This is a genomic window from Vibrio sp. F13 (assembly GCF_020806305.2).
In the GTDB taxonomy this organism is placed as follows: domain Bacteria; phylum Pseudomonadota; class Gammaproteobacteria; order Enterobacterales; family Vibrionaceae; genus Vibrio; species Vibrio crassostreae_C.
In genome coordinates, this window is the sequence record NZ_CP170175.1 from 362,859 (window position 1) to 377,775 (window position 14,917).

Here is a 14,917-nt window from a genome sequence, read left to right on the forward strand (position 1 = left end):
CCCGGATTACTTGAATTGTTTAAGGAAACGAAGGTCGTTCTCGAAGAACGCACGAAGGTCATTTACGCCGTAACGAAGCATCGTTAGACGCTCTACACCCATACCGAATGCAAAACCAGAGTATTTCTCAGGGTCGATGCCAACAGAGCGAAGTACGTTAGGGTGAACCATGCCACAGCCTAAAACTTCTAGCCATTTGCCATCTTTACGTTTCACGTCAACTTCAGCTGAAGGCTCTGTGAACGGGAAGAATGAAGGACGGAAACGCACTTCAACTTCTTCTTCAAAGAAGTTACAAAGGAAATCGTTAAGAATGCCTTTAAGTTGTGCGAAGTTTACGTTCTCATCAACTAACATACCTTCCACTTGGTGGAACATTGGCGTGTGAGTTTGATCGTAGTCGTTACGGTAAACACGACCCGGAGCAATGAAGCGGAATGGCGGTTTGCCGTTTTCCATCGTACGGATTTGAACACCAGAAGTGTGCGTACGTAGCATTAGATCAGGGTTGAAGAAGAAAGTATCGTGATCAGTACGAGCTGGGTGATCGTCTGCGATGTTTAGTGCATCAAAGTTGTGGAATGCATCTTCGATCTCAGGGCCAGACTCAGTGCTAAAGCCAAGCTCACCAAAGAACTGTTCGATACGCTCAACAGTGCGAGTAACTGGGTGAAGACCACCGTTCTCAATGCGACGACCTGGTAGGCTCACATCGATAGTTTCTTCAGCTAGTTTCGCTTCAAGCTCTGCACGTTGTAGTGCGTCTTTGCGAGCTGCGATCGCTTGTTGAACAGCACCTTTCGCTTTGTTGATCTCTTGACCAGCAGTGCGACGCTCTTCAGGTGGAAGTTTACCTAGGCTTTGTAGTTGAAGAGTGAGTTCACCCTTCTTACCTAAATACTGAACTCGCACTTCATCAAGTGCGACTAACGAATCTGCTGTATCAATAGCAGTCGTTGCATTAGCAATGATCTCTTCTAGATGTTGCATCATTTCCTCATCTACCAGTTGGTAGTGTCCGTATCGGATGATTAGTTTTTTTAGATAGCTACACATAGTAATCAAACACGCAACCAATGCCAAATTGAATCGCTAAAAGAACAAGTTATTGCTTAAAAACACGGCAAATTTAACAGGATATTAATGAGGAGTAGGAAGAAGTGGAACAATTACAGGTTCCACTTCTTAATTTGGAAATGACCTGAAGGCTAGATCTGAATAGAACAAACGCTGTTCTTCCCTGCGTTTTTTGCTAAATAGACGGACTCATCCGCCGCTTTAATCAATTCGTTCATGGTTTCGAATTCTTGGGTCATTTCAGCGACACCGACACTAATACTGCCAATCCAAACTTGATGACTGGTTTCAACCTCTAATTCAGACACTTTCTGTCGAGCGGTTTCCGCGATGTACATCCCACCTTTAAGGTCGGTGTTTGGGCAAATAACCAAGAACTCATCGCCACCTAACCGGCAAACAATATCATCATTACGGAACGTGTTTTTCAGTTCACGCGAGAGGGTTTGTAGCACCAAGTCGCCTGCATCATGGCCGCTGGTGTCATTAATGCGCTTGAAGTGGTCGGCATCAATCATAATACACACTAAAGGCATGCCCAGTTCTTTGGAGTCTTGCCAATGCAGCGCTAACTGTTTAAAAGCACTACGACGGTTATGCAAATTAGTAAGAGAGTCGGTTAATGACAGTTCTTCAAGTCTCTTATTCGCTCGTTTTAATTCTGCCGTACGTTCCTCAACTTTATCTTCGAGTAACTGGTTGAAGCGTAACAACTGTTTGTTTCGTTCAGAGACTTGTTCAAACAGGCCGTTAAGCGCAGCCAACAGCGGGACAGTCGCAGAATCTTGCTGCTTTTCTTCCGCTTCAAAGGCTTGCAGAGGTGTCGCGCCCTCTTCTATCGCGGTCATTTGTCGCGCCATGTTTTGGTCGATGCCGAGGATGTGGTAAGCAAGCCAATGGATGAGGAAGTCCAATAACTGCCGTGCTGACACCTGATCTTCTTCTAAGATGAAAGCTTGCATACCGTAGATATCTTGCTTAAATACACGATGCACTTTGATGTGTTCTTCAATGTGTAACTCATGTACACCGCAATCTCTCATCAAAGATTCTTCTTCTTTAAAGTGAAATTCTGCATAGCGCGCGAGTTCGAGTAAAGCGATGTTAATGTCGTCTATAGAGATAGTATTCTCTGACAACAGATTTCCGTAGTGATTGATAAAACCAACAAGGTATTGATGTTGTTCATCTACAACACCAATGCCTGTTTCAAAGTTTTTATCCCAATTAAATAAATTCATAAATCCCTTAGGGCCGATACCACCAGCACGATTTACATGCATATTCGGAGGTTATAGATACTCGAAAAATACAACCATTTTACCTTTGGGACTATTCGATTATTTGCTCTATTTTATAAAAAGATGACATTAAACATTCTAAATATGGCTCATCTTAAATTTGAGACGTCCCCCCCAACAGGAACGCCCCACGAAGCTAACATTAGAAATAATATTCCAACGCCATCTCAACAAAGTCATCCTTGCGTGCGAAGAACAACAAGTCCTCTGGGGTTTCGTTCTCAAACAACCAAGCATTCAGTCGCCACTTGAGATTGTTGTTAATACGGCTCGATGCCTCTAGCTTGGCACTGTAGACATCACTGTTATCTAAGTCTTGAGTGATACCAGTAAGCACTTCGGTGCCGTCTTCATCGTTCAAAGCGAAACGGGCGCCAAGGAACACATCATTTTGGCCGATGGTTTGGGCATTGTTGCCTCGACTGTCATACAGGTATTCAGCGATGAAGCCGATGTCCCAGTACGATTCAAGCGCCCCTACCCAAGTGTATTCAAAGCCTGTCGCCACGCCGGTATGGTTGTCGTAGCTGTCGCGATAAATGCTTTCCAGCTTCCATAACCAGTCACCGATAATGCCTTGAACATCCAATCCGAAGTGTTGCATTTGGGCGTAGTATGGCTTGAGTTGATTGCCTTCCACACGGTAATAAGGGTCGCGGTTTGTGCCGCCTAAGTAGCTTAAACCGACATCCCAATCACCGTACATTTGGCTGTAACGCAATGCCACATCAACGTGTTTTTCTTCTCGTGAAGATTCGTAAAGCGCATCGTCCGACACTGGCACGGTTGGCCTTAATCGACCGTCTTCGCCTGCGAAGGTACGCTCACGAAAATACGGCAGTAACATGGCGTCTATGGTGCCCCACTCTTTTATCGAGGTGAAGTGCACCATAGGCTGACCTAACTTGGATTCGCCATCGACCGATTCAATGGCATCGGTCTGGTTTACCACATCCACTAAATGCGCCGATTCGGTTACGCCCCAAAATACCTTTCCAACACCCGCTCGCAGTTCGTAATCATCCCAATAGGTTAAATACAAGGCTTCGCGAATATCACCATGAGTTCGTTCATCGTCTTCACTGTCTAGGCGATAAAACGGGGTGAAGGTAATGCTGCCGTTGCCCTCTTGTTGCTCCCAGTAAAACTCTGGCTGCAACACCAGTGAGCTTTGTCCTTTGTCTTGCCCTTGTAAGCCGTCGCTAAAGAACTGCCTATGTTCAAGGTTAACCTGCCCTGCGATATCAGGACTAAAGCCTGCCGCCACACAAGGCAACGACACCTGCATAAGCCCGACGGTCGCCGCCAAGGTTAAGGATAATTGGGTTCCTGTTGCCACAATCCTTTTCATATTCCTGCCTTATTTCGCACGTTTTAGTGTGTTCTTTTGGAAATCCTTGTCTTTAAGACCGGTCTGGAACACTAAATCTGTCGTGGTTAATACGGTGCTTTTGCCTGTTTGATGGTTTTGCATCGCCATGGTGTGTGCGCGCCAGTATTGGTTTAGGTACTGTTTGTAATCTTGGAACGATAGAGTTTTAAGCAGTGCGCCTTTGCGGTCGTAAAACTCGACTTTCATTGGGCGGTAGTGCTGTTGGTCTAGCCATACCTTTTGCATGGTGTAGCCTGAGTTTTTATCGGTCGGTACTTGCTCTAAAACAAAGGTGTCTACGCCTTCCAGTTTCGCGTCTTCAATGTAGTTGAAGGTGTATTTTTCCAGCTCAAACGAGCTTAAGTCCTCATACGCAAATTCACTGCCCATAAACGGGCCAGATTTGTTGCGTGAAGAGATGCGTTTTACACGCTTGAGTGCAGGAAGATACAACCACTGGTCATCGGATTTGGTGATGTGCGAATGGTTTAGGAAAGCCGTGCCTTTTACGTCGCGTGGTTCATCAAAAATGGTTAAGCCTTTGTCGCCATCGTTATCGACTTCTAATGATTTCAATCGCATCAGACGTGTACTGCTTTCGCCCTGTTTGTTGCGAAGTAGCATCTCCATGGTCGCGACAGAATCGCCCCACCCCATATCGACGGCTTTGCGTTGTTCGGCAATTTCTAAGCCTTTCGCTGGGTCTGCTAATGCTGGGAAAGCGGCGAATGTGCTCAGTGCCAACGAGCTAACAGTAAGTAATGTAGTAGCGAATGTTTGTTTAACGCTTTTCATAAATATCTCCTTGAGTCAGCCCACCGCAGCAGGCCGACGTTTCCTTATTTGGTCGAAGTAGTCAGTTCGGCTGTCGATCTAGGCTGCGACTTGGTATCTGGCTTTGATTCGTGCTGAGTTTTAGCTGAATAGTGGGTCTGTTTGTCGAAGATCATCAGTAAGCTTGGTAGCAAGATGAAATCGACCACCAGCGCAATGAAAATCACAATCGCGCTGAGTAAGCCCATGTCGGAGTTGAGTCTGAAGCTCGACATCGCCAGTACAGAGAAACCGGCCACTAGCACAACAGTGGTGATCCACAAAGCGCGACCTACGGTGTGGAAAGCGTATCGAACCGCTTCTTCTGCTGATTTCCCTTCGATTCTTGCGCGCTGGTATTTACTCAAGAAGTGCACCGCATCATCAACCACGATACCCAACGTGAGCGTGACCACGACTGACAAACCGAGGTTGATTTCACCTGAGATAAGCGCCCATAAACCAAAGCCAATGATCGCAGGCGCAATGTTGGGCACTAGGCTGATGATGCCTAAGCGAACCGAGCGCAATGCAAAGATCATCAAGCCAGAGATAAGCACTAGGGTGATAGGCAAAGTTGATAGCATGCTCGCCATGTTGGTTTCGCCAATATGAGCAAACATCAGTGACGGGCTCGAAGCCACCACTTCATATTGCGGTGCATTGGCTGCAAACCATGAGTAAATGCGCTCTTCGAGTTCGACTAGCTCAACGCTGCCAAGGTTATCGACGGTGAGTACCATTTTGATCGATGATTTATCGACGTTGATCTGGTTGTTCAAGTCCAAGCCGTACGGCAGAGACATTTCGTAAAGCAGCAGATATTGCGCGGCAAGTTCACGGTTCAGCGGTAGCTTGTAGTAGCTGTCGTCGTCGGCATGCATATTCTTGTTCAAACGCATATAAACATCAGAAAGCGTTGCCACATGGTCAGTTTCTGGTTGAACGCGTAGCCACTTAGTAAAGTCACCAATTGCTTGCAAGAACACTGGATCAGCAATCGCTTGAGACTCGTTAGTTTTCACTGCGATACTGAGGGTTGTCATGCCGCTTACGGTCTCTTCCATGAAGTCAGCCGCTTGTCTGAATTCACTTGAGGTATCGAAATACTTCACCGATTCATCGTTGACTTTGTTGAGCGGAATTAACGCGGCAGCGCCAACAATCACTAGCGTAGAAATCGGCAGCAGTGCTTTACGGTTAGTTACGACAAAATCGCCCAGCTTATCCATGAAGGTGACTTTGTCTGCCGCCTTAGGGTTGGCAGGTAGACGTTTGACTGGCAGCAGTTTTAGCAACGCTGGCAACATAGTCACAGACAAGAAGCACGCAATAAGTACACCCAGTGCCGATAAGTTACCGAAATCACGCAGCACTGGTGAGTCCGACATGTTCATCATCAGGAAACCAATCGCAGTGGTCACCGAGGTGATCAGAATCGGCATCGCATTGAGCTTGATGCTGTATTGAATGGCTTGTGCTTTCTCCATACCGCGCTGCATCGCTTGTCTCATGGTCACAATCACGTGAACACAATCAGCCACCGCCAAAGTTAAAACCAAGGTTGGCACATTCACGGTTGCGGTACTCAAGAACATCCCTGCCCAACCAGACAATCCCATGGTGGCAACAATCGAAGAGATGATCACAATGAGCGTCGCCACCACACTAAAGAACGAGCGCAGCATAAAGGTCAGGAACACCAGTACCACCAACAGCATTAAGGGAACGAGCGTTGAGCTGTCTTCTTGAGCCGAAGTCATAAACGCGTTGTTCATGGCTATGATGCCCGCTTTATGGAATTCGACATTAGGATACTGAGCTTGGTACTTGCCGAACATGGTATTGATTGCCGCAATCACCTCTTGCACTTCTGCGGTTTTGTCCACTTCTGGCAGTTGCACGGTGACGTTCACAATCGTCACATCGCCAGAGGCCGACACCAAGGCATTCTTAAGCAACGGCTCGTTAAGGGCGATCTGTTTTACTTTGGCGATGCGTTCTGGTGTGTGTTCGTACTCTTCATACAGCAAGTCTTCTACCAAAAGATCATCTTCAATGGCTTCGGTGTGCTGATAATTAGCAAGGGAATCGACACGGCTTGAATACGGGATCTGCCACGCATCAACCGTGAGATTTTGAATCAGGGTGAGAGTTTCAGGGGTGAAGACATTGCCATCTTCAGGTGCGACAACAATCGCAAGGTTGTCGGTTTTTGCAAAGGTGGTTTGGATTTCATCGAACGCCATCAACTGCTTGTTGGTGCCTTCGAAGAAGATGTTGTAGTCCCCTCTAAAGTAGAGGTTCTTAGCCCCTAATGCAGAGAGAATGATGATTGAAAACACCACCAGCAGAACGATAAACGAACGCTTGGTAGGTATTGAGTGCCAACTGTTTAGATCTGTGTTTGCGCTATCAGCATTAGGGTTATCTCGGTTTTGCTGATCGAACGTGGGCTTCTGGCTGTCATGTTTCATCACAGTCTCCATTTGTGACGATTCGTCATATTTGTGTCATAAAAAGCCAGCCGAAGCTGACAAAAGACACAATGCTTAGTCAAACACTCAAGAAAACAGCAACCACAGTCGGTCAGTCTCAAGTTTGTGACGAATCGTCAAAAATGGTTATTAATAAACCCACATTGTGGGCTTAACGGAAGCTATCGACCTACAGACTCTAAGTAAGCGATCTCTTCACTGAACAGTTCTTGTTCTACACGACGCCAAGTTTTGCGGTAATCCCAGTCACTAGAAAGGGGCTGCCAATTTAGGCCGTCTAGAATCATGTTCGCGTTGTGTAATACTGAATACGGGTCTTGTAACCGCTTAATACAATGACTGTTTGATGCGTTCTGTGACAAGGCATTTGAACCAAATGCGATTGACCAGTTAGCAAAAACGATGGCATCTGAGCCAACGCCAGAAGAGAACTTTAGGTCACCCGCTTCTACCGCTTGGTTAACCATAGAGTCGCATTGTTCAATCACCAACTCTTCCAGTTCATTCATCTCGGCGACGCGTGCACTAGACGCTTTCTCTAGTACCCACGGGCTTTTAGCCATGATCGCACAGGTTGATAGTACCGGTTCCATGCGAGCATAGATTCGGTAAGCAACGTGCAATGCGACGATCTTTTCACGTGTGTTGCCTTCAAACTCTCCAGAGCGAGCAAACATCATTGCTTCTGTCTTGAGAGAGTGAATACATAACGCTAAAACGACGTCTTCTTTGCTGCAAAAGTGATTGTATATCGTACCTTTAGAATAAGAGCTCGCTGCCGTTAGCTTGTCCATCGTGAGGTTTCCGAACCCTTGTTCTCGAACCAGATCTTTTGCTAACAACATCAACTCTACTTCTCGGTCTGCAATAGACTGCTGCTTTTTAGACAACACGCCTTTACAACCAAAGATACCTTGTTTATCGCCTTTACAACCAAAGCCAAACATAATTTTTTAGTCCGTATATGAGCTTAGCCGTTATCTAAGCTTCGCCAGTATTTAAAACACTCCTATCCAATATATTAACACGAATAGTAAATTCATGTAGTTAACCATTTTGTGACGCTTCGTCATTTCTGACTTATCGTTATAATAGCGCAAGTATTGATCATATCAAGGGGTTTTATAAATTAAATACATTTTGTGAATGGAAAGAGAATAAATGGGATATAGCTAAGAAAATCATCAATAGTTGACCTAAAGAGAAGACTTTAAAAGAAGACCTGTATTGTGACCAACAGAATGTGGATGCGAATTGGGCATTCTTAACCTAACAAAGAATGTAGGCACTTTAAGCTGCTATGCGTATTCATGCCCAATGATTCCTAGCTTAAACCACAAGAATGAATGACTGTAGGCTTACTTTATGGGGCAGACGTCTCCTTATGGTCAATATTTGGCTTACTAATGCCGTTTTCTGTTAAGTTGCTATAAATTCGGTAAGGGGTGACTTACAATAGTGACAACGACTTACCTTTTTTGAGAACACGATATTGAGCGCCAAATATTCTTATTTAGCTTGGCAAGTGAATACTTCTAGCCCTGCAGAAAAGCTGGTTTTATTGATGCTTGCAGACGGTGCTGACGAATTCGGCTACACCAATGTGTGCCTACAAACAGCAGGTCAACTTTGTGCTCTCTCTACGTTTGGTTTAGCCGACTGTCTTAAGTGTTTAGTCGACCAAGGTTTTCTCGATAAGGTAAAAGTAGATTATCGGGATAAAAAAGAGATTCACGTTTTCAAAATGCTCATTGAGCAAGAGCAAACTGCGGCGCACGTTGAGGTTCAACCGACCAATAGTATTCCGGTCTACTCTACGGCACCTGCACCTGCACCTGCACCTGCACCTGCACCTGCACCTAAGTTTCAGCCTGCTCCGGCACCAATGCAACACATGCAGCAGGCCCCTCGCCCACAAGGTCGAGGCTCAATGAACAGCAACACCGTCTCTACTCATGATCTCAACGAAGAAGAGATACCATCATGGGCAGAACGTGCGTTTAAATTCTCCGGTTTGACCGGTGACCATAGTTTAGTATGGAAGAAATTTGTCCTCTGGTATAAAGCCAAAGCCAATGAATTAATGCCATTATCTCGGATTGAATCCAAGCTGCAGTACTGGCTAGTTAACGAGAAGCAAAATGAAAGACAACAACAGCAGAAGACCTCTCAATATTCAGGAAATGCAGGACAAGCTCAAGGAAATGGGTATAGACAAAAGCTTAGCCCATCTGAACGCTTCAGGCAGCAGCTCATTCAAAAAGGCAAAAAGCCAACCTTCTGAGCCAGCTCAACCTGTTGTACCTGACGCTACAGGTCCATTAGTACCTGAAGTGATTGAAGCGCAAAGTACCGAAGTGAAAGTAGCGGCTGCACAAGCTGCGGATTCTGGTGCGTCTCAAAAAGTGCCTGTTGTCGATCAAGATCCGGCAGAGTTAGAGCTGACTGATTGGTGTATCCATGTATTTGGTTCTTTCTTAAGCGTGTACGAAACACAATGGGAATACCAATACGGGAGCGAGCCGAGCGGTAAGTTTATTGAATTTGCTAACTCAGTCGATTCAGACGGCCTTAACCGCGTGCTAATGCACTGTCATGAACGTATTCAACTTGGCAACAGTTGGCCGCCGCAAATGGGTGAGCTTTGGATCCTGAAAGATTCTTTGACTGAAGAGGAGTTGTTGGATAGCCGTATTCGAGTGTTGTCACGCTCTGCAGATAATAAGATTGAAAAATGGCTGATTCAGAACAAACTGTATGACTTGAAGCGTACGGCTGAAAACAAGCTGGATGGTCTGTTTAAGAAGTACTACTTGGAAGCAAAACGTTTAGATGAGAAAGGCATGCTGGAAACGGAGTTGCCGCAATTCCTGCTTGCCGCTAACTCAGTGAAAAACCTAAACGATTTAAAACGTGAAGAGTACGAAAGCCAGCACGGCAAAGCGATTAACCCAAGAATTCAGCGTATTCTGAACAGTAAAAAATAACCATCCGCTTGCTATCTGTTATAAGAAAACAGAGTAGCGATTACACGGTTAACAGATACAAAAATGCCAGCTATCAAGCTGGCATTTTTTACGAATTCTTACGAACTCTACAAATATCCGTGACCAACGGTACGTCTGTCACTGACTGCAAGTAATTACAGTAGGTGGATAGTTGCGTTTAGCGTGAATACGCCAGAGTCGTCATCTTTCATTTTGAAGTTTTGGTAGCTAGCGCCTACAGATAGTGGACCAAAGATGAAGTATTCAGCGCCTACACCGTACATGATATCAACATCGTCTTGCTTGAAGCCATCAGCTTTAAGCTCGTAAGAGTGAAGACCACCCTTCGCGTATACGTGAAGAGGACCAAAATCGATGCTTGGTTTAATCGCTAGGTAAGCAGTGCTTGCGTCTAAATTCTTAAGATCGCGGTTGCCGTAATTAACGCTGCCGAAAGAACCTAGATCCCAGTAACCCGCTTCAACACCGATTAGTGGAAGGATACCTGTACCTACGTGGATGCCCACCGCGTTTTCATCTTCACCAGCGAATGAGTTTTGACCACCCATTACACCGCCGTACAACCAAGAATCAGCCATTGCTGTTGAAGATGCACCTAGTAGTGCTAGTGCCAATAACGTTTTTTTCATATTCGACCTTTTTCGTCCTAGTGGCAGGCCTTGAGTGGTAATAAATTGCCACCAAGTCGCCCTGTATGTAATAACTACTCAATTAGTAATGCAATAAGCAAGATTTATACCCAAACCTTGCCATTGCGTCTAGCTTTATTCCTTTAGCAAGCATCAATCGCGTTTTTAACACGCTTATCTGATACTGGGTAAGGCGTACCGAGCTGCTGTGCGAAGAAGCTTACACGAAGCTCTTCTATCATCCAACGCACCTCTTTTACATTTTCTGGAACCGCGATCCCTTTTGGAATTTTATTCAGCAGTTCTTTGTAATCATTCATTACTGACTCAACTTTGATCATGTGAAGACGATCTTTGTTCGGGTCAATTGGCAGTTTTTCCATGCGGCGTTCAATCGCTCTCATATAGCGTAGAATATCCGGCAAGCGTTTCCACCCACATTCTGTGGCAAAACCCTTAAAAATCAAACCTTCTACTTGAGCTTTTATGTCAGAAAGTGCGAATGCCATAGAAAGATCCACGCGTCCTTTCAGCTTTTTACTGATGCTGAATGCCGTGGTTAGGATGGTTTCAACCTGTTGAGCAATCTCTACTACGGCATCACCCAACTCTGCACGTACGTGTTCTTTCAGAGCTTCAAACTGCTCTGGTTCCCAAACCAAACCGCCCTTCTCTTCAATCAGCTTATCAATACCACAAGCGATACAGTCATCGATAAGATCGAGTACCTGTCCGTATGGGTTGAAGTACAAGCCAAGTTTCGATTTGTTCGGCAGGTTCGAGTGCAAGTATTTGATCGGTGATGGCACGTTCAACAAGATTAAACGACGCTGACCCGATTTCATTGCCGAGATTTGCTCTTGCTCGGTTTCGAACAGTTTGATCTCTACGCTGTCTTTGGTATCCACCAGCGCAGGGAAGGCTTTAACATCGTAGCCACCACGTTTCTGTTGGTAGACTTTTGGTAATTCACCAAAGCTCCACGTGTGCAGGTTCTGCTGCTCGATATCGTCGTCTGCCACTTTAGAAAGCGTTTCTTGAACCTTGTCTTTCAGGCTCTCTTTCAACTCATGCAGATCTTTCTGTTCTTTCAGCTTACGCTTGCGATGATCTACAGCGCGGAATGTTACCTTTAAGTGCTCTGGAATCTGGTCTAACTTCCAGTCATCACGTACCACTTCCACACCCGTCATGCGGCGTAGCTCTTTCTCAAGAGAATCCAGTAACGGTGCTTCAAGCGGTGTCACACGTGCCAAGAATGCATCTGCGTAGTTTGGCGCAGGTACAAAGTTACGGCGTAGCGTTTTAGGTAGTGACTTAATTAGGCTAATCACCAGTTCCTGACGCAGGCCTGGGATCTGCCAATCAAAACCGTTTTGGTCAATTTGGTTCAAGATAGGCAGCGGAATGTGTACCGTTACACCATCGTTGTCGTCACCTGGTTCAAATTGGTAGCTCAGTTTCAACTTAATACCGTTTTGGTGCCAGAAGTTCGGATAATCCAAATCAGTAACGTGGCTAGCATCGCCTCGGAACAGCATCGACTTTTCAAAGTTAAGCAGCTCAGGAGTTTTCTGACTGGTCTTCTTCCACCACGTATCAAAGTGACGGCCAGAAACCGCCTCTTCACCAACACGCTGGTCATAGAAATCGAACAGTTCATCATCGTCGATCAAGATGTCACGACGACGCGATTTATGCTCTAGCTCTTCGACTTCTTGTAGAAGCTTACGGTTCTGCTTGAAGAAAGCGTGTTTGGTTTCCCACTCACCTTCTACTAATGCACTACGTACAAACAACTCACGGCTGACGGTGGCATCAATCGCGCCGTAGTTCACAAGGCGCTTAGGTACGATTGGGATTCCGTAAAGCATCACTTTTTCGTGTGCCATTACCGCTGCTTGTTTCTTCGACCAATGTGGTTCGCTGTAACTGCGTTTAATCAGGTGTTTCGCTAGCGGTTCAATCCATTCAGGTTGAATCTTCGCGATAACACGGCCCCAAAGTTTTGAGGTTTCTACCAGCTCCGCAGACATGATCCACTTAGGCTGTTTCTTAAATAGGCCAGACGCAGGGAAGATGTGGAAGCGTGCATTACGTGCACCTTGATACTCATTCTTCTCTTGGTCTTTCATACCAATGTGCGAAAGCAAACCTGATAGCAGTGACATGTGAATGCCATCGTAGCTGCCCGGTTCTGTATTCAACTTAGTATCTAGCTCACGCATTGCTTGGTGAATTTGGAAGTACACATCTTGCCATTCACGGATACGTAAATAGTTGAGGTAATCTTGCTTACACTGTTTGCGGAACTGGTTACTCGACAATGCTTTTTGCTGCTGCTTGATGTAATCCCATAAGTTCACAAACGTGATGAAGTCAGACTCTTTATCGAAGAAACGCTTGTGCTTGTCATCAGACGATTGTTGCTTATCTGATGGACGCTCACGCGGATCTTGAATCGACAACGCAGACGCGATCACCATCACTTCGTGTAGGCATCGGTTACGTGGCGCTTCAATTACCATACGCGCTAAACGTGGATCGATAGGCAGTTTTGCCAGCTTACGACCAATCGCGGTTAGCTTCTTCTTGTCGTCGCCGTGGTTCTTGTTTTTGTTCGCTGACGGTTCAACGGTGGCGATCGCACCAAGCTCTTCAAGCAGCCTTACACCGTCTTGAATGTTGCGCTTATCGGGCGCTTCAACAAATGGGAACGCTTGAATATCGCCTAGACCTAGCGCTGTCATCTGAAGGATAACCGATGCTAGGTTAGTACGAAGAATCTCTGGGTCAGTAAACTCTGGGCGTGACTCGAAATCTTCCTCAGAGTACAAACGAATACAGATACCTTCTGCAACACGACCACAACGACCTTTACGCTGGTTTGCACTCGCTTGAGACACTGGCTCAATCGGTAGACGTTGTACTTTAGTACGATAGCTGTAGCGGCTAATACGCGCCGTACCCGGGTCGATAACATACTTGATGCCCGGAACGGTTAACGAGGTTTCTGCCACGTTGGTTGCCAGAACGATGCGTCGACCAGTATGAGACTGGAAGATACGGTTCTGCTCACCCGCCGATAGACGCGCGTAAAGCGGGACAATTTCGGTATCACGAAGGTTGCGTTTACTTAATGCATCTGCGGTATCACGAATTTCTCGCTCACCGTTCATGAAGATCAAGATATCGCCAAGGCCTTCATCACACAGCTCATCAACGGCTTCAAAGATGCCTTCGATTTGGTCGCGGTCTGAATCACTTTCATCACCACCTAATGGGCGGTAACGCGTATCAACTGGGTAAGTACGACCAGACACTTCAATGATCGGTGCATTGTTAAAGTGCTTAGAGAAACGCTCTGGATCGATGGTTGCCGACGTGATGATCACTTTCAGATCAGGACGCTTTGGCAGTAACTCTTTCAGGTAACCCATGATGAAATCGATGTTCAGGCTACGTTCGTGCGCTTCATCGATGATGATGGTGTCGTACTGATTTAAGAAACGGTCGTGTTGAATCTCCGCCAGTAGAATACCGTCGGTCATCAGTTTGATTTGGGTATTGTCAGAAATCTGGTCGTTGAATCGAACCTTATAACCAACGAACTCACCCAGCTGTGTTTCCATCTCTTCAGCAATACGGTTCGCAACCGAACGCGCCGCAAGACGACGAGGCTGAGTGTGACCAATTAAGCCAAAGCGGCCGCGGCCAAGCTCAGAACAGATTTTTGGTAGCTGAGTGGTTTTACCCGAACCCGTTTCACCCGCCACGATAACCACTTGGTTTTCAGCGATGGCTTTCGCGATGTCTTCGCGCTTTTGGCTAACCGGGAGAATTTCTGGGTATTCAATCGTTGGTTTCTGTGCCGCACGCTGAGTTGCCGTCATCATCGACTTAGCAATGTCTAACGCAATCTCATCAAAGACAGCGTGCTTAGCTTGTTCGTTCTTAATTTTGCTCGCACCAGCAATTCGCTTACTCAAACGGAAGCGATCGCGTATCATACATTCGTTGAGCGCTTTACGAAGAGAGGCTGGGCTATTCTGAGATGATTTGTTGTTTTTCGCTGATTGTTCAGCAGATTTTTTCGATGCAGCTTGGTTTGGTTTCGCTTTGCTCTGTGAAGAACTTGGCTGTGCTGCATTCTTGTTGTTATCTGCTTTTTCCGGAGACGAAGTCAAAGCGTGTCCTATTCTTGTACTTATTAAACTCG

Annotated in this window: 10 protein-coding genes; 2 read left to right on the top strand and 8 right to left on the bottom strand. The window is 46.0% G+C overall.

Translation table 11 applies throughout. From position 1 onward, the window contains the following. Window positions 1-6: 6 nt before the first annotated feature. The 6 genes from pheS to LMH68_RS01710 all read right to left on the bottom strand — a co-directional run bounded on the left by pheS (window position 7) and on the right by LMH68_RS01710 (window position 8,008). A complete protein-coding gene (pheS, locus tag LMH68_RS01685; RefSeq protein WP_004734764.1) occupies window positions 7-990 on the bottom strand; it encodes a phenylalanine--tRNA ligase subunit alpha in 984 nt (327 codons plus the stop codon). A 218-nt stretch (window positions 991-1,208) separates the two neighbouring features. Then, entirely contained in the window at window positions 1,209-2,360 is a 1,152-nt protein-coding gene (locus LMH68_RS01690) for a GGDEF domain-containing protein (protein ID WP_372102238.1), read from the bottom strand. Between the two features lie 160 nt (window positions 2,361-2,520). Further along, on the bottom strand, window positions 2,521-3,729 hold the full coding sequence (locus LMH68_RS01695; RefSeq protein WP_017060449.1) for a hypothetical protein: 1,209 nt from the start codon (window positions 3,727-3,729) through the stop codon (window positions 2,521-2,523). 9 nt (window positions 3,730-3,738) lie between these two features. Beyond that, complete coding sequence (locus LMH68_RS01700) at window positions 3,739-4,545, bottom strand: outer membrane lipoprotein-sorting protein (protein WP_102333212.1); 807 nt, start codon at window positions 4,543-4,545, stop codon at window positions 3,739-3,741. Between the two features lie 44 nt (window positions 4,546-4,589). Further along, a complete protein-coding gene (locus LMH68_RS01705) occupies window positions 4,590-7,052 on the bottom strand; it encodes an efflux RND transporter permease subunit (RefSeq protein WP_229647233.1) in 2,463 nt (820 codons plus the stop codon). Between the two features lie 170 nt (window positions 7,053-7,222). Further along, window positions 7,223-8,008 carry a TetR/AcrR family transcriptional regulator gene (locus tag LMH68_RS01710; RefSeq protein WP_004741595.1) on the bottom strand — a complete coding sequence of 262 codons (786 nt, stop codon included), beginning with the start codon at window positions 8,006-8,008 and terminating at the stop codon, window positions 7,223-7,225. 545 nt (window positions 8,009-8,553) lie between these two features. Between LMH68_RS01710 and LMH68_RS01715 the strand changes: the two genes are divergently transcribed. Both LMH68_RS01715 and LMH68_RS01720 read left to right on the top strand, forming a co-directional pair. Then, window positions 8,554-9,345, top strand: coding sequence for a hypothetical protein (locus LMH68_RS01715; RefSeq protein WP_102321034.1), 792 nt, complete (start codon window positions 8,554-8,556; stop codon window positions 9,343-9,345). Continuing rightward, window positions 9,266-10,048 (top strand): hypothetical protein, encoded by a 783-nt coding sequence (locus tag LMH68_RS01720; protein ID WP_229647312.1) that lies wholly within the window; start codon window positions 9,266-9,268, stop codon window positions 10,046-10,048. Before LMH68_RS01715 ends, LMH68_RS01720 begins: the two co-directional genes overlap by 80 nt. A 155-nt stretch (window positions 10,049-10,203) precedes the next feature. On the opposite strand, the gene LMH68_RS01725 is transcribed toward LMH68_RS01720, so the two are convergent. Together LMH68_RS01725 and hrpA are read right to left on the bottom strand one after the other, a co-directional pair. Next, on the bottom strand, window positions 10,204-10,698 hold the full coding sequence (locus LMH68_RS01725; RefSeq protein WP_017065440.1) for an outer membrane beta-barrel protein: 495 nt from the start codon (window positions 10,696-10,698) through the stop codon (window positions 10,204-10,206). Window positions 10,699-10,841: 143 nt separating this feature from the next. Next, entirely contained in the window at window positions 10,842-14,885 is a 4,044-nt protein-coding gene (hrpA, locus tag LMH68_RS01730) for an ATP-dependent RNA helicase HrpA (RefSeq protein ID WP_229647232.1), read from the bottom strand. Window positions 14,886-14,917: the final 32 nt, after the last annotated feature.

Coding starts and splice junctions, on each gene's coding strand:
- LMH68_RS01720 (WP_229647312.1), top strand. CDS start 9,266: ATGGGTATAGACAAAAGCTTAGCCCATCTGAACGCTTCAGGCAGCAGC.
- LMH68_RS01700 (WP_102333212.1), bottom strand. CDS start 4,545: ATGAAAAGCGTTAAACAAACATTCGCTACTACATTACTTACTGTTAGC.
- LMH68_RS01690 (WP_372102238.1), bottom strand. CDS start 2,360: ATGCATGTAAATCGTGCTGGTGGTATCGGCCCTAAGGGATTTATGAAT.
- LMH68_RS01705 (WP_229647233.1), bottom strand. CDS start 7,052: ATGGAGACTGTGATGAAACATGACAGCCAGAAGCCCACGTTCGATCAG.
- pheS (WP_004734764.1), bottom strand. CDS start 990: ATGCAACATCTAGAAGAGATCATTGCTAATGCAACGACTGCTATTGAT.
- LMH68_RS01725 (WP_017065440.1), bottom strand. CDS start 10,698: ATGAAAAAAACGTTATTGGCACTAGCACTACTAGGTGCATCTTCAACA.
- LMH68_RS01695 (WP_017060449.1), bottom strand. CDS start 3,729: ATGAAAAGGATTGTGGCAACAGGAACCCAATTATCCTTAACCTTGGCG.
- LMH68_RS01710 (WP_004741595.1), bottom strand. CDS start 8,008: ATGTTTGGCTTTGGTTGTAAAGGCGATAAACAAGGTATCTTTGGTTGT.